12 protein-coding genes and 1 pseudogene are annotated in these 17084 nt (G+C 60.1%); 9 read left to right on the forward strand and 4 right to left on the reverse strand.

Annotated elements, in window-relative coordinates; genetic code table 11:
• Positions 1 to 6 precede the first annotated feature (6 nt).
• Entirely contained in the window at positions 7 to 732 is a 726-nt protein-coding gene (locus LMF57_RS17690; protein ID WP_229290309.1) for a hypothetical protein, read from the reverse strand.
• A 355-nt stretch (positions 733 to 1087) separates the two neighbouring features.
• Between LMF57_RS17690 and LMF57_RS17695 the strand changes: the two genes are divergently transcribed.
• The 4 genes from LMF57_RS17695 to LMF57_RS17710 all read left to right on the forward strand — a co-directional run bounded on the left by LMF57_RS17695 (position 1088) and on the right by LMF57_RS17710 (position 6415).
• A complete protein-coding gene (locus LMF57_RS17695; protein ID WP_229290310.1) occupies positions 1088 to 1897 on the forward strand; it encodes a fimbrial protein in 810 nt (269 codons plus the stop codon).
• A 2-nt stretch (positions 1898 to 1899) separates the two neighbouring features.
• On the forward strand, positions 1900 to 2406 hold the full coding sequence (cblA, locus tag LMF57_RS17700; RefSeq protein ID WP_117311483.1) for a cable pilus major pilin CblA: 507 nt from the start codon (positions 1900 to 1902) through the stop codon (positions 2404 to 2406).
• Between the two features lie 128 nt (positions 2407 to 2534).
• Positions 2535 to 5177 carry a TcfC E-set like domain-containing protein gene (locus LMF57_RS17705; protein ID WP_279575233.1) on the forward strand — a complete coding sequence of 881 codons (2643 nt, stop codon included), beginning with the start codon at positions 2535 to 2537 and terminating at the stop codon, positions 5175 to 5177.
• 74 nt (positions 5178 to 5251) lie between these two features.
• On the forward strand, positions 5252 to 6415 hold the full coding sequence (locus LMF57_RS17710; protein WP_324255949.1) for a CfaE/CblD family pilus tip adhesin: 1164 nt from the start codon (positions 5252 to 5254) through the stop codon (positions 6413 to 6415).
• A gap of 207 nt (positions 6416 to 6622) precedes the next feature.
• On the opposite strand, the gene LMF57_RS17715 is transcribed toward LMF57_RS17710, so the two are convergent.
• Positions 6623 to 7693, reverse strand: coding sequence for a hypothetical protein (locus LMF57_RS17715; RefSeq protein ID WP_229290311.1), 1071 nt, complete (start codon positions 7691 to 7693; stop codon positions 6623 to 6625).
• Between the two features lie 637 nt (positions 7694 to 8330).
• On the opposite strand from LMF57_RS17715, the gene LMF57_RS17720 reads away from it, so the two are divergent.
• Both LMF57_RS17720 and LMF57_RS17725 read left to right on the forward strand, forming a co-directional pair.
• Positions 8331 to 8672, forward strand: coding sequence for a hypothetical protein (locus LMF57_RS17720; RefSeq protein WP_193600405.1), 342 nt, complete (start codon positions 8331 to 8333; stop codon positions 8670 to 8672).
• Positions 8673 to 8692: 20 nt separating this feature from the next.
• The gene (locus LMF57_RS17725; protein WP_140225430.1) at positions 8693 to 9040 is read left to right on the forward strand and encodes a helix-turn-helix domain-containing protein; all 348 of its coding nucleotides are present in this window, start codon (positions 8693 to 8695) and stop codon (positions 9038 to 9040) included.
• A gap of 590 nt (positions 9041 to 9630) precedes the next feature.
• Here the strand turns inward: LMF57_RS17725 and LMF57_RS17730 are convergent.
• Both LMF57_RS17730 and LMF57_RS17735 read right to left on the reverse strand, forming a co-directional pair.
• Positions 9631 to 10111 (reverse strand): annotated as a pseudogene (locus LMF57_RS17730) (hypothetical protein).
• A gap of 954 nt (positions 10112 to 11065) precedes the next feature.
• Positions 11066 to 11572, reverse strand: a complete 507-nt coding sequence (locus LMF57_RS17735) for a hypothetical protein (protein WP_229290312.1) — start codon at positions 11570 to 11572, stop codon at positions 11066 to 11068.
• A 144-nt stretch (positions 11573 to 11716) separates the two neighbouring features.
• On the opposite strand from LMF57_RS17735, the gene LMF57_RS17740 reads away from it, so the two are divergent.
• The 3 genes from LMF57_RS17740 to LMF57_RS17750 all read left to right on the forward strand — a co-directional run bounded on the left by LMF57_RS17740 (position 11717) and on the right by LMF57_RS17750 (position 16851).
• Positions 11717 to 12876, forward strand: a protein-coding gene (locus LMF57_RS17740; RefSeq protein ID WP_229290313.1) for an IS3 family transposase whose coding sequence is annotated in 2 segments (ribosomal slippage) — positions 11717 to 11972 and positions 11972 to 12876 — 1161 coding nt in all. Because the reading frame shifts where the segments join, the coding sequence is not laid out codon by codon here.
• Between the two features lie 554 nt (positions 12877 to 13430).
• On the forward strand, positions 13431 to 14714 hold the full coding sequence (locus LMF57_RS17745) for an HlyD family efflux transporter periplasmic adaptor subunit (RefSeq protein ID WP_229290314.1): 1284 nt from the start codon (positions 13431 to 13433) through the stop codon (positions 14712 to 14714).
• Positions 14707 to 16851: a peptidase domain-containing ABC transporter gene (locus LMF57_RS17750; protein ID WP_117311491.1), complete on the forward strand. Its 2145-nt coding sequence runs from the start codon at positions 14707 to 14709 to the stop codon at positions 16849 to 16851. Before LMF57_RS17745 ends, LMF57_RS17750 begins: the two co-directional genes overlap by 8 nt.
• Positions 16852 to 17084: the final 233 nt, after the last annotated feature.

Here is a 17084-nt window from a genome sequence, read left to right on the forward strand (position 1 = left end):
AGAAGATCAGAGGATGACGGCAGCAAACAGGCCGACAACCCCGATCGTCGTCAGCAGGAACGAGACCACTACCGCGCCGAGCGCACGCAGCGCTGATCCTCCATTCAAGGCCACGAAGGCCCGCATGCGGGCCCACAGGTACCACGCCACCGCCAGCACGCTGATGCAGGTCGCGGTGAACGGGCCAGCCTGTGCCGGGGACGCGGCTGCCACCTGCGATAGTGCGAGTGTCACCACGAACGGGCATGCGATGAACGCCTGGATGGAGAAAGGCTCGCGCAACGTCTCGCGGTTCACGGGCAGCCGCTGGCGCCAAAGCGTGCCCAGTGCCGCGCCGAGCGCGTACACGCAGAACACCGCAGAGCGGGTGAGCAGCAGTCCTTGTTCGCTGCTGAAAAGCAGCTGCCCTACTGGCGTACTGAGCCGGGGCGAGGACATGCGCATCGCCATCTCCAGGGCATGGGCGATGGCCACCGACAGAATCAGCATCAGCACCGGGCTGATCGCATCGGAGAACCTCTGGTCGGGATCCTTGCCGAGCTCGATGCGGGTGTAGCGCGCGACCTCGCCGGGGTGAATCAGTACCCGCCAGAACATCCGCGGATAGAACACCAGCCAGCCGACCAGCTCGTAGAGGAATTCTTCCAGCGATCGCAGCAATCGTATGAGGTCCATGACCGCCGTGGATAGCGTGCGGCGCGTGAAGCCGGGATCACGGCCGGGGCCAGGCAACGGGTGCCGGGGCCTCCCCGACCCAAGGCAATCACCGGCCCCGCTTGCTTCTCGTAGCGTGCGGGCTGTCCGGGCAAGCCTGCGAAGTGCGGTGCCGTCGGCCTGTCCCGCATTTAAGAAACGTCTGATGTATCGCTGACCCTGCTGGAAACAGACTAGCGGCCGGTCGATTCATCCCAAGCGCAACAACGCCTGGCGCGACCGGAGGCACCCGCGCGCCTCTGGCAAACACGATACAGGTGGATCTGGACGCTTGAACTCTCAAACACCTACGGGATGTGGGACCGAGCGCGGCCGCTTATCGCTGGGCTCGACCTGCACATCTGCACCGAGGTTACGAATGCAAGTAGCTGCAATGAAGTTGATCACCACCCCATGCAGAGTCCTGCTCTGCGCGGGGGCGCTGGCACTGATGATTCCCGCTGCCGAAGCAAACATGCTGGTCTATCCGATGGCCGCGTCGATAGGGCCGGACGGCAACTCGGCAGCTCAGCTTCGTGTCTACTCCAAGTCCGAACAGACACAGTATGTGAAGGCCACAGTACAGCGGGTGGTCGATCCAGCGACCGATCATGAGCGCGAGGAAAGCGACGCGGTATCAGGCGAATATCCGGTCGTAGTATCTCCCGCCAAGTTTGTGCTTCCTGCAGGCGGCGCACGACTGATCCGGATAATCCCCTTGAGCACTCCCGAGAAGGAAGTGCTCTACCGGGTCTACCTGCAGCCGGTCGCGCCCCCCTCCGGCGAGGATGTCGCTGCAGACAGCGCGACAGCCGGGCAGATCAACTTCAACCTGGTATGGGCGCCGCTGGTGCGGGTACTGCCAAAGCACCCGGCACCTGATCTGCAGGTGTCGGAAGGCGTAGTGATCAATACGGGAAATGTGCGAATAGGCCTTCTGGATGCCGGCGGTTGCCCAACCGCGCGGGATGAGTCGGCCTGCAACTGGAAGACGTTCGAACGCAGCGTCTATCCAGACCAGAAGTTCAAGCTGGATGGCTTGAGCCCCGCACGCTATGTGCGGATCCGATATCGCGTCGAAGGAATGCCGGACGTGCAGCAGAGAGTTGTGCCTGCGCATCCGGCCGACGCGATGGACTCGCATAGCGCGCTCAATCTGACCATTCCGGGTCAGCCCGTTGTTTCCATAAGTCAAAAGGACTAATCATGTTGAAGTTTGTTCCCGTTGCCGCCATTGCATTGATGTCGATCTCGATGTCCGCCCATGCGGTGCAGAAGGACATCACCGTAACCGCCAATGTCGACACCTCGCTGGAGATCCTCTCTGCCGACGGCTCCCCCCTGCCGACGACGATGCAGATGCAGTACCTGCCGGGCCAGGGCCTGCAGACTGCGCAGGTAATGACCAAGATCTTCACCAATGATGTCAAGAAGGACCTCCAGGTACGCCTGTCGGCTGATCCCGCCCTGCGCAACACCACCAACCCGGGTGCACCGGACGTTCCGCTGGCAGTGAAGTTCGGTAACGCCAACCTGACCACCAAGGCCGAGACCCTGAGTGCGGCAGAGATCTTCTCTGGCGACATCAAGAATGGCTCGAACGCGCTGCCGCTGTCGGTGGCGCAGAAGCAGGCAGGCGCACTCACCGAAGCTGGCAGCTACCAGGGCGTGGTCAGCGTGATCCTGACCCAGAGTGCCGCATCGGGCGGTTGACCTGCCACGTGTTGCCACGCCGGGCGCGCCCTGGAGGCGCGCCCGACTCTTTGCGAATGCTGCCCCGCTCAATGATCCCATCAGATACCAGGAAAACCGTCGCTGCGTGCTTGGCCGTGATGTATGCGATGAGCATCGCGTCCAATGCCGGCGCCGCTTCGGCGGTGCCGGATGGATTCGAAAGCATCGCAGCGGGGCATGACGAACGCGTTGAGATCACATTCCTTGGCGAATCGCTCGGACTGTTCCGCGTATTTGTAACCCCCGACACACTGCGCATTGAAGATCCTCAGGACCTGCTGCGCAAGTTGGGGACAAAGATTTCCGCGGCTGTAGACCCGTCGACGATCATCGAATCGCTATCGGCGCCAATGCCGCGGAATGGAAGCCTGGCCTGTGCCGGCCTGGCCGGTGCAGATGGGTGTGGCTATGTGGACACTGATAGCGCAGCGCTCATCTACAACGAGATGGAGGGCAATGCCGATCTGTTTCTCTCACGGGAGTGGCTGGGCAGCGAAGAGCGCGACATCCGATTCCGCGATCCCACGTCCGATTCCAGCAATGCACTGATCCATCAGCAGACCCTGAACTACTCCGGCGGGCGGGGCTACAAGAGCCTGGCCGTCTCCGGCACCGGTGCGCTGGGGCTCACGCCCGGAAGCTTCATAGGTGCAAACTGGAACTTCACGCACAGCAGTTTTTCAGGCAGATCCAACAACCGCACCGAGCTCTCAGACATCTATTTCCGCAATGATGTCGGCAGGCAGCACTATGTCCAGGTCGGGCGCATGGACAATCGAAATCTCGCAAGCCCGCTCGGTGGAAATTTCGGATTCTCGATGCTTCCGGTCGGGGCGTTTGATGGCGTCCGCATCGGTACGACCCTGGCCTATGCCAATCCGGAGTCGGCCGTCCAGGGCACGCCCGTAACCGTGCTTCTGTCCCGCGACTCGCGAATCGACGCGTATCGCGGCAATGAGCTGCTCGGCACCTTCTACATGAGGGCCGGGGTGAACTCGGTTGATACCTCTCGATTTCCCGAGGGCACCTATCCGGTTCTTCTTCGAATATTCGAGAGCGACATGCTGACCCGCACGCAGACCACACCATTCACCAAGACCGGTGGCGGCGTCGGCTTCCGCAGCCGCCAGTGGTTCGCGCAGGCGGGTCGCACAGCCGAGTCGAACGGCAACGACACCGCAACCGTGGCTGCGGGCGTCCGATATCCTGTGACCGATGGCCTTTCGATAACGACCGGTGTTGCCCATGTGGATGGTGGCAGCTACGGTGAAACGGAGTTCGATTGGCGCCACGCCGTGGGTCGCGGGCTGCTCTCGGCCACTGCCTCGTTGTCGATTGGCAATGATGGCTCGCGTGGCAGCACGCAGCAGCTCTCCTTCTCCAACACCATCGCGTGGAGCATCTACCGGTACAGGATGCGCGGAGCCGCCTGCGATGGCGAATCGCTATCCCATCGCGATGTCGGGTGTTACGACATGCTGAACGCAACGGTCTCCATCCCGATGGGGGACTGGTCGACAATGCTTGGCTATACGTACAACAGAAGCGCCGGGCGGGTTCCCGGCTGGCCGATCGCCGACACGGACAGCCGCTGGCTGCCTATCGATGCACGCCGGGTGGACGACGTTGCGCGTGCCGTTCAGCTCTCGGTTTCGCGTTCGGCAACCTGGAGGACATTCAATGCAAACTTCAGCGCAGGCGTATTCGCCAACCGCAGCGCCGGAGGAAACACTGTATATGGCGGCTACATCGGCGCGACGCTGTCGATGGCCGACCCGGCGGCGCGCTCGGGCGCGGTTGCCACCTTCACATCGGCAGGGGTCGAGGTGCGTGGCGACAGCGAGAAGACGTTGGAAAGCTACGCCTTGAATCGAAACTGGTCCTGGCAGGGACAGAGTCAACGCGAGATCGCGCTTGGCCTGTCGGGCAATGGCTCGGACAGCCTGACTGGCGGCCTGCAGGGCAGATGGAACGGGCGCTATGGTGATGCGGCTGCATCCATTACAAACACCTATCGCAATGGCGGTCCTGCATCCAGCCCGTCATTGTCGGGCAGCTATTCGTCAACATTTGCCGCCTCCCGGTCGGGTCTGTATGTGGGCGCCTCTGCGTCGCAGGCCGATCCGCTGGCGGGGTACGCGGTAAAGGTAACGGAAAATGATGAAGCAGCTGGAATGGCTGCGGAGGTGAGTGGGGGTTCGAGCTCGAACATCAAGATCGGGTTTGGACAGCGCACGTTGCTTCCTGTGACCGCGTTCTCCCCGGCCACCGTCGAAGTGAGCGATGCCGGCGTCGGGTCTTCGACGAACGCTACCAGCGTGATCGATGGCCTGGGCCGGCAGGCCGTGTTCATGGTGCCGGGCCAGCTCATGACCCGTACCGTGCGCGCAAGCATCATCTACACCTATGTCGGCCAAGCGGTCGACATCAACGGAAGGCCGCTGGCGGACGGCGTAATTCTCAATGGAGCGATGCCATCACTTGACGCCGAAGGCGGCTTCATCGCCGAACTCGATCGCAAGGAAGACAACCTTTTCGTCATTGAGGGCTCGACATTGATGCGCTGCCCGCTTCATGTAAAGCGCCGCCAGGACGTGCTGATGATTGTTGGCAAGGTGCAGTGCGAAATGGCTACGGTCAACGCACTTCCAGAGATTCTGCGGTCGCAGGCACGCGTGCAGAAGCTGCTGGAACAGCGATATGTCACCAGCACGCAGAGAGACGAAAGAGGATCAGGCGTAAGCCATTGAATGAGCAAGATGTTCCCCGGCCCGTCCAAGGCCAGCCCGCATGCATGCATGCATGCAGAACGGTAAGCAGACAGATGACTCTATCCAGTGACCGCAGCATTCTGGCGATCACCCTGGCGGTGGCATTGAGTACATTTTCGCTCAATGCCTCGGCAGGGTCACAAGCGCCAGCGAACCGCAACGATTCGGTGGAATCGATCCGGGATCGAGGAGAACCGCTGGGCGACGTTCTCGTATTCAATGCGGCATCGGGTGGCTACGACACTGACGACGCAGCAAAGTGGGGGCGCAATACCTGGACCTGTAGATCTGCCACTGATACAGCGGCGGGTGCCTGCCCGACCTCGCCAGTCTGGAACGGCGGTGGCGGGCCGACCCCCATCCGGCTTTCCTTTACGGAGGAAACGACCGGCGCCTCGGCAGTTCTGGGCTTGATCGGAGAAAATGGGTATAGCCGCCACGCCGATTGCGACGGAAAGGACGTGCCAGAGACCGTGGCGGCCACCCGCGTTGCAATCCACCAGGCGCAGCTGGCAGAAATCGGCACCTGCAGCACCGGCCGCCATTGGGACGGGCGAAGCCTCTTCGTCAAAATTCCTGCCACAGAGATTGCGAAGCTTCCCTCAGGTGGCATTTGGAAAGCCAACCTGCAGCTCGATCTGCGGCTGTGGGGCGGGAGTAATCCAGTAATCGCCACCTTCCAGGCGGCGATCAAGCTGAAGGTCACCGACAGGAACAACATCCAGATCTATCTTCCAGGAGCCGGCACGTCGACGCCTACGATTGATCTGCAGCTGATGAAGCTGCCCAATGGCGCCATGATGTCAGGCACGTCGACGATCGACATGTGCCTGTACGATGGCTACAACTCCCAAAGCGCCTGGTTCGACGTATCTGCGAGTGACAACCTGACAATAGACAGGCGCGACAGTGGCAGCTACTCGGTGCTTCTGGACTCGGACAGAAGCGGCGCTTATGCGTCCCGAATCGACTACAACGCCAGCCTGAAGTACGGGGGAAAGAGGACCGAGCTGCCGAACAATCAGGTCGTCCGCCTGCAGAGCGTGAACAACAGCGCCGGCCGCACGGTAACGTTGCCAGGTATTCCGGTGCCGGTTGTGTGCACGCCTACGCCACTCACCCTGGAAACCCCAAAGGTCCAGTCGGCTTTCAAGCGCCCTGGCCGCTACAGCAGCACTCTGACAGTAACGTTCAGCCCGTCTTCTTCAAGCCTTTGATGCACGTTCCGCAGTAGCGGGCGCATCGCTACGGCGCGCTGCTCAGCGTGCATGCGAAGGCGCGCTGCTGCCGCGCTTCGGTCAGCATGTCCGGCGGCGGCTTGATATCTGGACCCCACTGGCTCGGATGTACTTGCCAGCGAACCGCAGATTGGTGCCAATGAAGTTGGCAATCCACTACGACGGGGATACGGCAATCGCTCGAGTTCATTCGCAGACGGAAGCCGCTGCCTCCAGCAACGGCCCCACGGCAAGCGCTGGCGCCGGGCGCTCGGCCGGGAATGCAGCCGCGATTGCCTTGGCTGCGCGGTCAGCGTGCGGCTGGGCATACCATGACGAATCGCTGGACAGCGCTTTCCCACGCACGTCCCGTTCGAACCGGTACTGGCCCCAGTAGATGGCCAACGGCTCTTCCAGTGCGTTCAGCGGATTGGGCAGGGCCAGCGCACTGGGGCACAGCTGCGCGAACGCTGCCGCCATCGCCTCCCGGTTGGCAGCAGGCTGCCCCGCCGACAGGAAGTGCGCGTACTCGTGCAGCACGATCGGCGCCCAGTCATCCTGCACGTGCTGCTCGGAGAACAGCACAATGGAGCCACCGCGCAGCTTGGCCTGGGTGCGGTTCGAATACGGCCACCACACGAATCGCACCTGGAAGAGGGGCGCGGCCTCCGCACCGTAGAAGGTGCGCAGGCGCGCGGCAAATGCAGCGGCCTCCGGCGCCGCAAGTTCCCGGGTCAACGTCTCCTGTTGCTGGCTGAAGCGCGCCGTCCCGGTCAGGAGCGCGCGTGCACGGGGCACAAAGCGTGCATAGAAACGCCTCAACAGTTCCCGGTCACCAGCGGCCTGTCCGGCGATGGCGGCCTCGGTGGCGGCGGAGAATGATGTCGCGTTCTGGAAGTAGCCCGTGTATGGGTCGCCAATGCGTGTATCGCTGCCGGCAAACAGGCTGTCTGCCAGAGGCCGCTTCCCCTCGTCATTACGGGCCATCGGGGAAGTGCGTTGACGAAACCGTGCATAAGCCTCGAGCGCAGCACGATCCTCCGCGTCCAACCCGAACCTGCGCTCCCAGTCCTGCTGGTAGATCGCGTTTGTATAGCCTGGCAGCCAATCGGGCAGGTTGTCCAACAGATTGAACAGATCAAAGGCTTCGTCGTAGCCCACCGTAACCATTGGGGGCACCTGCAGTGTCGAGCTTCCCGACCCGGCACGGGCCCACTGGGGCGCCAGCACAAGAACGGCGACGCACACGAAATGCACTGCCTGCGACCTGAGTGACATCCGACATGCTCCTGGACGACCGGGTGGACCGATTCGAGCATGCCGCCGAAGGTTCCACAACGTGACCATCGGCAGGGGCTGGCAGGTCCCTCCCCTCTTCACAACCCTGGGCAGATTGCCGACGCGTATCCCATTGAATGAAGCGGGCGAACCGAAGGAGATCCATCTTCGGCATCAGCGAGCCCAGGCTCCAACGACAAGAGCAGGAGATGCTGACCGGGCTGCGCACAACGAATCAGGATTGTGGATTTCGAGGATGAGGATCTATCGGGAGAAGGCTGCGCTGGCTCAGCCCCGAAGTGCAGCAGGGGGGCGCGAAGAATGGCAGCTCCCAACAGCGGCATGGGCACTGCCGGGAATGCAGCCACCAAGTAGGCACCAAACGAAAAAGGCACCGCATGGCGGTGCCCTTTTTGATGGTCTAAGCCATTGAATGCAATGGTGGCCCACCAGCAACCGAATTGCCAGTGCAAGCTATTGATATAAGTGCATACCTGCCAACGAATAGGCCCCGTTGACTCGCCAACTGACTCGCTTTTGCGACGACTGTCCATGACCCCCCGTTGGCCGATTTCTTGGCTTCCGGCACGGCCCGCACTGTGGCAGGGTGGCCGGGGACACGTTGGCGGAGATCTAGATGGACACTTCTGAACCCGACATTTCCCTGCAGGACGAGATCAAAGCTCTTCGCCAGCAGTTGGCGGTCCTTCGTTTCGATATTTTAGGCAAGGAGTGGCTCACTGTTGACGAGGCGGCGCACTATTGCGGCGTGTCGGCGAGCCAGTTCAATGCCAGGGCACATGAATACGAGCTCGAGCCACGTAATTTCATGGGCAAGAAGCTCTATGAGAAAGCGGCCTCTATCAGGCAATCTACGGCGCCAAGGCTTGGTCGCGGCCATCCGCAACTTTCGCTCCTAGTTTGGTGGCAACCTCCTCCGAGATGGAGAGCAGGCTCTTGCCCGACTAAGGCGTTTTGACCAACGAAGGGGAAAGGCTGATGGATCTTGCCGACAAGCTGATGACACTCGCTCAGGCAGCTGAGCTTTGTGCATGCCACCCACGAACCCTTAGAAGGGCGATCAATGATGGACACCTCACCGCGATGCGTCTGGGGCAGAGTGCGAAATCGGATCGAATCCATGCTGACGACCTGGAAGCATGGTGGCAACGCTCGCGTTACGTGCCCCCAACTGTACCGACCTTCCCGAAAGTACCATTCGAGAGCCCGCAGATCTTCGATGCTGACGAGCGACTCAAGGCCCTACTGGGCACCAAGAAATCTAAGACGATCAGCAAGAGGCCGTTCGTTCGCTCCAAGAAGTTAAAGGGCCAAGGCGGACACTGACCTGAGGCAACCGGTGGCTAGGCAGCGGCCGCTGCCTGCGATTTCAGCGGGTCCTTCACGTTGATCCAGGCCAACGCCGGCAAATGGCTTACCTGACTACTACACTGTTGAAGCCCTCTCGTTATTGCGTCACAGTTCGCCACTTACTACGGAGCTGCCGCATGCACGGAATGACTCAACATCTCAGGATGGCAACAGCCGGAATCACACTTATGCTGCTGGCAGCCTGCACCTCTGTTGGCGACATACGCAGTACCGGACCTGTAGCCACTTTCTCGTCCAATCAGGACCCCTTGGCCGCCGCCACTTGTGTCCGTGACGCATGGGGAGAGGTGAGCATTGGAGGATCGCGATGGCAGTATGTGCTTGAGCCCCGTTCCGGTGGCTACTCCGTGTCGACCTCCAATGGCGGCGTACCGATGGAGTTTGTTGAAGTCGCCCCTCGAACTGGTGGGGGAAGCTATATCAAGTTTTACAGCAAGTTCCTGAAGCGTCGACAGGCTCGGTACACCGAGGCCGTCACCCAATGTGGTGTCCGCACGGATTAACCCAGCTCCTGAATGTTGCGAAGATCGAAGCCTTTGCCGGGATCATCGCCACGCGCTGACTCGACCTGCAGCTACTGCGGCCCTAGGCTTGGCTTCGGCTGGAGGTCTGCATGGCCCCAGTGCTGCCCTTATTCGCGCAAGTTCCCCAGCCCCAGCCTCGGCCAAGCGCCGGACATGTTGCTGCTGCTCGCGGGTTGGAGACATGCAGTGGCGGGGGCAACTGGATCGGCATGCTGTCGGTCAGCCGGGCGACAGCCCCACGCAGAGGCAGGTCGGGATACAGCCTGGCCGCGCACCAGCGCTCGGCGTAGCGCTTCGCCTGCCGGACGTTGGCCGCGCGCACTTCCTTCACGTGCCACATCTTCTGGCCTTCCATCCACAGCCGGACCCCGGGACCATCATCAGGGGGGACGCTTGCTGTCTCCCGGCCGTTGTACCAGAGCGCCCAGCGCTCACCGGTCTGGACCCAGCCAGATGGGCGTGGTGCTGAGCGGAAGCCTTGGTAGCCGTGCATCGGGAGCATGGATGGAAGGATACGGCCTGGCATCGCAGATCCTGCGAACGCGCCATCCACCGACCTGAATCGCTCACACCTCGACAGGCGTCACATACCTCGCCGCCGTGGGGCTTTACCTACGCCGTTCCGGTCGGTTTTCCGATTGCGCCTATGCCGGGGTGTTGCGACCGTGCGCGGGCAGTGCAGCACTACCACCCTACTCATGGAGAGATGGAAGTGAAATCGAAACGAAATGACGTCAGAACTGCCAGATCAACCCTTCGCCGCTCACTACTGGGCGCGTCTCTTTGCCTGATGTCAGCCGGCCTTGCCCAAAATGCGTTCGCGGGCCAGTGGGTCCAAACTGGCCGGGTGCTACTGTTAGATTCGGAAGGTATAGCGCCTTACATCGTGTCGTGGACCAACACGTGCCAAGGCGGAGTGGAAGGACCTTCGGGCTTCTACACCTACGGGGACTGGGGTCCAGAGGGACTGGGCTCGTGCTCCTCCGACGCAAACACCGGCTGGGCAGCAAATTACGCCGGGAGCATTGGCTACTGCAGGCCCGAGCCCGAACATCTTGGCGGAGGGTACTCCTGCACCGAGTACTCGCACACGTTTGGTGGTCAAACGTACACGGGTGCTATTCCGGCAACGTGTAACGTGCCTGGGACCTATGCCATAAGCTACATGCGACGCGCAGAGCTTGTGTATTCCGGTAACGGAAACATGCCCAATGACTATTATGACCGGGTTAACGAAGTCTCAGCCGAGTTCTACTGCCAGCAGTAGACTGACGCAGGACGCCTGACCGTTTCAGAGCCTACAGTCCCCGCGCAAGCGGGGACACTTGCTTATACCCCCCTGCCAATTTCATATCGCCCCGAGGTCCTTCACGACGGCTTGGCTCTTCTGCAGGAATCCAGCCAGCAACCGACCGCCAGCCACCTCTCGCCCCACCCGACCGTTGAGCCAAGCGGCTTAGATCTTTCCGGCTGCAAGCAAATCGGCTTCGGCAAAGCTATCCGGCCTACCAGCCAGCGGCTCTCCGGGCGAAACCAAGCCTCCCTCCAGGGGTTGAACCAATGTTTTGCGCGAACTGTCGCTCTTGGCATACGCCGTGGCCACCATCCTGCCGTTCTTCGGCGACCAGCCCCCAAGCACCAACTCGGTCCCGAGCTGTTCGAGCGGAAGACCCGCCTCGACTGCCGCCTTCTCGTAGTTCGGCCACAACTGGTCAACGACTAGACCCAGCTCTCTGCCAAGCTGTTCCATGGTGAAGTCCGCGCGGAAGCTGGCCTGTAGAGCCAACTCATAGATACGCAGGAAGAACTGCGCACTCCCGCGAGTCGCCAGTACCAAGTTGTGCTGGGGGATCAGTAGCAGTTTGGCCCCCGCTGAGGGCGCTCCGGTAAGCGCTTCCTCGGCCAAAGTGTCGACCGCAACAAGAAGCTGGTCAGCGCGCAGCAGAACGTTGAGGATGCTCAAAGCTCGGGTCCAAATGGGGCCAACCCACTATTACCGTTATTCCACTCACTGTCGATGGAGGCTCACATGGACACCCCCAACTGGACCGGCCAGGATTTCGTAGACATCACAGAGCCATAATCAATGGAAGCGAGAGAGGTGTCTATGGCAAGCAAGCAGTACACCGATGACTTCAAGGCCGAGGCGGTCAAGCAGGTTACCGAAAGAGGCTTTGCTGTAGCCGAGGTTGCCAAGCGGCTGGGGGTCTCATCCCACAGCCTTTACCAATGGCTCCGCAAGGCCAAGCGCGAGGCCTTGGCGGGCACGCCAGAGGGGTCGATGTTGCCGACGCCCAGGGACTCAGCCGAGGTGCGTCAGTTGAAGGCCGAGGTGAAACGCCTGACTGAAGAGCGCGACATCCTAAAAAAAGCCGCGGCGTACTTCGCCAAGGGGTGATGGCGAAGTACGCTTTCATGCGTGAGCACTTGGGCGAGTTCAGGCTGACGGCCATGTCTCGAGTGCTTGGGGTTAACCGCAGTGGCTACTATGCATGGGCGGGCAATTCGGGCAGGCCGCGTCGTCGTGAGGATGATCGTCTGCGCGGTCTTATCAAGCACGCCTGGCTGGCAAGTGGAACGGTGTACGGCTACCGCAAGATCACCCGGGAACTTCGTGAGGCCGGTGAACGTTGCAGCCGCCATCGTGTTCGACGTCTGATGAAGGCAGAGGGAATAAGGGCAGAAATTGGCTACGGCACCAAGCCGCGCCATCGAGGCGGTCCGCCTGGGATGGTTGAAAACGTCGTCAATCGCAACTTTTCGCCCGCTGCACCAAACAAGGTGTGGGTCACCGACATCACATACATCCGCACCTACGAGGGCTGGATTTTCCTGGCAGTGATCGTCGACCTTTACCCACGGCAAGTGGTTGGCTGGGCGATGCAGTCCCAGATGACCACCGACCTTGTGCTACAGGCACTGGTATCGGCGGTATGGAAGCGAAAACCTGCTGCGGGCCTGATCATCCACTCTGACCCAGGCAGCCAGTTCACGAGCAGCGATTGGCTATCGTTGCTGAAGCAGCATGGCGTGGTTCCAAGCATGAGCCGGCGTGGAAACTGCCATGACAACGCGGTGGCTGAGAGCTTTTTCAGTGCACTGAAGAAGGAGCGGATCAAGCGACGAATCTACCCGACCCGGGACGAGGCGCGCTCGGATGTATTCAATTACATCGAGATGTTTTACAACCCAATCCGACGCCACGGTTTCGCTGGCAACCTGGCCCCTGTAGAGTTTGAACGGCGCTACGCGCAAAGCGGCTCATGAATGTCTACGGAAGTCTGGCCGGTCCACGTCGTGCTCCTTCCGATGTCCTGGTGGTTGATCGCTACGGCATCTCAGATCAGCGGCTCTAATTCCATGGCATGCCCACTACAGGGTACTGGCCGCCAACCGTTTCATCAGCTCCTGCGCATCAACGGCGACCGGGGATCCACGCACACCCTCGCCATGGTGTCGCATTTCGCCAGTTTGGCGCTCACCTGCGTACACCGCGACGCCGAAGGTGACTATTAGCTCCAAGCGTTGCCACTATCTTCGATGCACCCCGCCCCACGCTTCACGCCGAAGGGGGGTTGACGCCATGTAAATATTTCTATAAAGAATTGACATCCATGGATGGTGGCGGAGATCTGCGATGGGGGCACTTCCTGTTTTCGCGTGCGCAGCGACCAAGGACCGGCGGGGCTGGACTAGACCCGACGCCAATGGCGACAGATACCCCGATGGGGGATTCATACCCAGTGGAATGGATTGCGTACATTGCCCCATTTCGAGGCTGAGTGACATCGCGGCTGTGCATCAATGCCGCGAGGCATACCGTGGCAGATAACCTCTTTCGCAGAGAGGCTTCACCTGAAGATCAGCATAGTGGCCTCGGCGAGATCCTGCTTGTCGGACCACCTTCTCGCTGGCTATGGCTTTGCCTGATCCTTCTGCTAACGACTGCTATGGGCCTATTCCTGATCCTAGGCCAATACACCCATCGAGAAACGGTGACGGGTCAACTGGTGCCCGCTAGCGGACTGATCAGCATCACCGCTCTTAGCGCGGGGACGGTGGCACGACTGCATGTGGAAGACGGCCAATCCATACAGGCAGGCGAGGTCCTGATGGAGATATCAAGCGAACAGGACACGGTTCGTCTTGGTGCAACCCGAGCATCAATTGACGAGAAGCTTGCGGAAAAGGAGGGACGCTACAGGGCCGATCTCGTTTCCCAGGACTCCGTCGTTCGGCATCAACGAGAGGCACTGGTTGCTCGTGAATCGCTCATACGACGACAGCTTGATCAAGTCGATCAACAGGTTGCATTGCAGGGCGAGGAAGTTGAAGGCTCGCAGGCGCTCTTGGCGCGGATCGAACCTTTGGGAGAGGGTGGATACATTTCTGTATTTGAAATCCAGCGCCAGCAAGCGGTGGTACGTGCCGCACGCTCCCGCAAGGCAGACCTGCAGCGGCAGGGGCTCGAACTCCAGCAACAGCTTGCTGCCGCCCAGGAGTCCTTGGCAAAACTTCCGTTAGAGGACGCAACTCGTCGAAACGCAATCGTGCGAGACCTTGCTGACGTCGCGCAGTCGCAGGCCCAGAACGATCTGCAGCGCGGCACACTACTTAGAGCAGGGCAAGGCGGTGTCGTCGCGGCCCTACTTGTTAAGGCCGGTCAAATGGTGAGTGCCGGTCAGCCAATGATGACGATATTGCCCGGCGACGCGAAGCTGCAGGCGCAGCTCCTTATTCCTAGTCGTGCGATTGGATTCATCTCTCCAGGCAATCGCGTCATCCTCCGCTACGAGGCATTTCCGTACCAGAAATTTGGTCAGCAGTACGGAAGGGTATCCATCGTCTCACGAAGCGCACTGACGCCGGCGGAACAGTCCGCCTTGACTGGCCGACTACCGCCCGCGGATCAAGGACCACTCTATCGGGTGGATGTCGAACTGGACCGGCAGTACGTTCCCGCATATGGGATCAAGGAGTCGATCCGGCCTGGGATGGCGCTACAAGCAGATGTTCTTATAGAGCGGAGACGTCTTATCGAATGGCTGTTTGAGCCGCTTTTTGGCATCCAGAGCCGTGTGCTTGAGGAAAATCCCAATGGCTGATGGCTCCGCATCGGCAGAGCAGAGGCGCCCCGATCGACATTCGCGAGCGGACGTCCGGGCCGGACTCCGTTTTGGATGGCGCCGCGAAACGCCATTGATCCTGCAGGCAGAAACCGCAGAATGTGGACTAGCCTGTCTGGCCATGGTCGCCGGGTACCACGGTCATCATGTAGATATGCTGGGAATGCGGGCGAAATTCGGATCTTCCCAGAAGGGTGTCACGCTGAGGCAGATGATGCATGTGGCGACGGCACTCGGCATGGAGGGGCGTCCGCTGAAGCTCGATCTTGATAATCTGTCCAGATTGAAGCTGCCCTGCATCCTGCATTGGGGAATGAGTCATTTCGTCGTGCTGTGCAAGATTGGCCCTCGATCGGCTGTAATTCACGATCCGGCACGAGGTGTCCGAAAGCTCGATCTTCTGGAGGTGTCAAGCCAGTTCACCGGTGTCGCCTTGGAGCTCATACCAGGCGCCGACTTCCGTCCAGCGCACAGGCCCCAATCTATCTCACTTTGGCGGCTGGTAGGTACCGTCCGAGGACTCGTGCCGGCTGGCCTCCAAGTTCTGGGCCTTGCACTGGCGCTAGAGGCGTTCATTCTCGTTGGACCATTCTATCTCCAGTGGACGATGGATCAGGTCATCGTATCCGCTGATAGAGATCTTCTTTCGCTGCTGGCAATTGGTTTCGCAATTGTTGCGGTCTTCCAGGTTGTCATCACGGCACTACGCGCCTGGCTAATCAGCTGGATCAGTGCAACAACATCCGCGCAGTGGATGAGCAACATGGTTGGGCATCTCCTTCGGCTGCCCCTGGCTTGGTTTGAGAAGCGGCAGGTGGGTGACATCGTCTCGCGACTTGGCTCAGTCCAGATCATACAAAGTACGCTGACAATCCAATTCATCGGCTCGCTGTTGGATGGGCTGATGTCACTTGTCGTTCTTTTGATAATGACCTTCTACAGCCCTGGATTGGCGGCGCTGGTAGCGGGCCTGTTTCTACTCTACACGTTGCTCCGATGGGCGTTTTTTGCTCCGTTGTGGAGGGCAAACGAAGATCAGATTGTTCATGCCGCACGCCAGCAGGGCGAAATCCTGGAAAGCATCCGGGGAATACTTCCGATCAAGCTGGCCAATCAGCAGAATGCGCGACGTGCACGCTATGCCAATGCATCGGTTCAGGTGATAAACCGTGGAATCAGAATTCAGCAATTGAATATTTCTTTCGGAATTGCCAACGGTCTTATCTTTGGCCTGGGCAGAGTCGCACTGATCTGGATAGCCGCCTCTCTGGTCATGGATGAGAAGTTCTCTGTTGGAATGATGGTTGCATTTGTCGCCTTCGCAGACATGTTTATTCATAGATCCACCTCTTTGGCGGATAAGTGGGTGGATTTCAGGATGCTTAGATTGCACGCGGAGCGGTTGTCCGATATCGCCCTCAGCGAACAGGAGAACGCCGACGGCGTCGACTCGTGCCATGTGCCGGCCGAGTCGAGTGTCGAATTCAAGAATGTCAGTTTCCGCTACTCCGACGGAGAGCCCTGGGTGTTGAGAAACTGTAGCTTTAGAGTGGAATCGGGCCGTTCAATCGCCATCACTGGAGTGTCGGGGAGCGGCAAGACGACACTCGCCAAGATCATGCTCGGCCTACTGAAGCCTAGCGAAGGAGAGGTGATCTTTGGAGGACAGAAAATTGATGATCTGGGTCACGGACGATTCAGAAGCCTGGTCGGCGCAGTCATGCAGGAAGATCAGTTGTTCGCCGGAACGATCGGGGACAACATCAGTTTTGGTGATCAGGACGCAACCGATGAGCGCATCAGGGAAGCGGCGGCACTCGCTGCAGTGAGCGACGATATCGAGGCGATGCCAATGGGCTACAGAACTCTGGTTGGCGACATGGGCTCCAGCCTGTCTGGAGGGCAGAAGCAGCGAGTGATCCTCGCTCGGGCGCTGTATCGCCGCCCTCGTCTGTTGGTACTGGATGAGGCAACCAGCCATCTGGACCTCGAGTGTGAGCGACGCGTCAATGCGGCCGTGAAGATGTCGAGCATGACCCGGGTGGTGATCGCCCATCGGCTGGAGACAATTCAAAGTGCAGACGAACGGTTCGAGATGAACCACCGGGAGGGCTGAGCAATGCTGAGTGCGAGGCTTCAGGGAAGTGGCTGTGGAAGGGATGATATGCGCGAAACTGCGGGCAAGGCTTTCATTCGACTGGTGCCCATAGCTCCAAAGCCATGGGCTCTGATGGCAGCCTTGCTCCTGTGGGCTGTCCTCACGGCAAACGCATGGGCCGGGACGCGTGATTGCCTCGCGTCCGGCCTTGAGGTCGACACAGCCATGTCAAAGGCGACTTTGCGAGTGAC

This window comes from Stenotrophomonas sp. SI-NJAU-1, from assembly GCF_020883215.1.
In the GTDB taxonomy this organism is placed as follows: domain Bacteria; phylum Pseudomonadota; class Gammaproteobacteria; order Xanthomonadales; family Xanthomonadaceae; genus Stenotrophomonas; species Stenotrophomonas indicatrix.

Bases quoted from the DNA above. Each gene is read 5' to 3' on its own strand.
- LMF57_RS17725 (WP_140225430.1), top strand. From the start codon at position 8,693: ATGGATCTTGCCGACAAGCTGATGACACTCGCTCAGGCAGCTGAGCTT.
- LMF57_RS17720 (WP_193600405.1), top strand. From the start codon at position 8,331: ATGGACACTTCTGAACCCGACATTTCCCTGCAGGACGAGATCAAAGCT.
- LMF57_RS17710 (WP_324255949.1), top strand. From the start codon at position 5,252: ATGACTCTATCCAGTGACCGCAGCATTCTGGCGATCACCCTGGCGGTG.
- cblA (WP_117311483.1), top strand. From the start codon at position 1,900: ATGTTGAAGTTTGTTCCCGTTGCCGCCATTGCATTGATGTCGATCTCG.
- LMF57_RS17705 (WP_279575233.1), top strand. From the start codon at position 2,535: ATGAGCATCGCGTCCAATGCCGGCGCCGCTTCGGCGGTGCCGGATGGA.
- LMF57_RS17715 (WP_229290311.1), bottom strand. From the start codon at position 7,693: ATGTCACTCAGGTCGCAGGCAGTGCATTTCGTGTGCGTCGCCGTTCTT.
- LMF57_RS17750 (WP_117311491.1), top strand. From the start codon at position 14,707: ATGGCTGATGGCTCCGCATCGGCAGAGCAGAGGCGCCCCGATCGACAT.
- LMF57_RS17695 (WP_229290310.1), top strand. From the start codon at position 1,088: ATGAAGTTGATCACCACCCCATGCAGAGTCCTGCTCTGCGCGGGGGCG.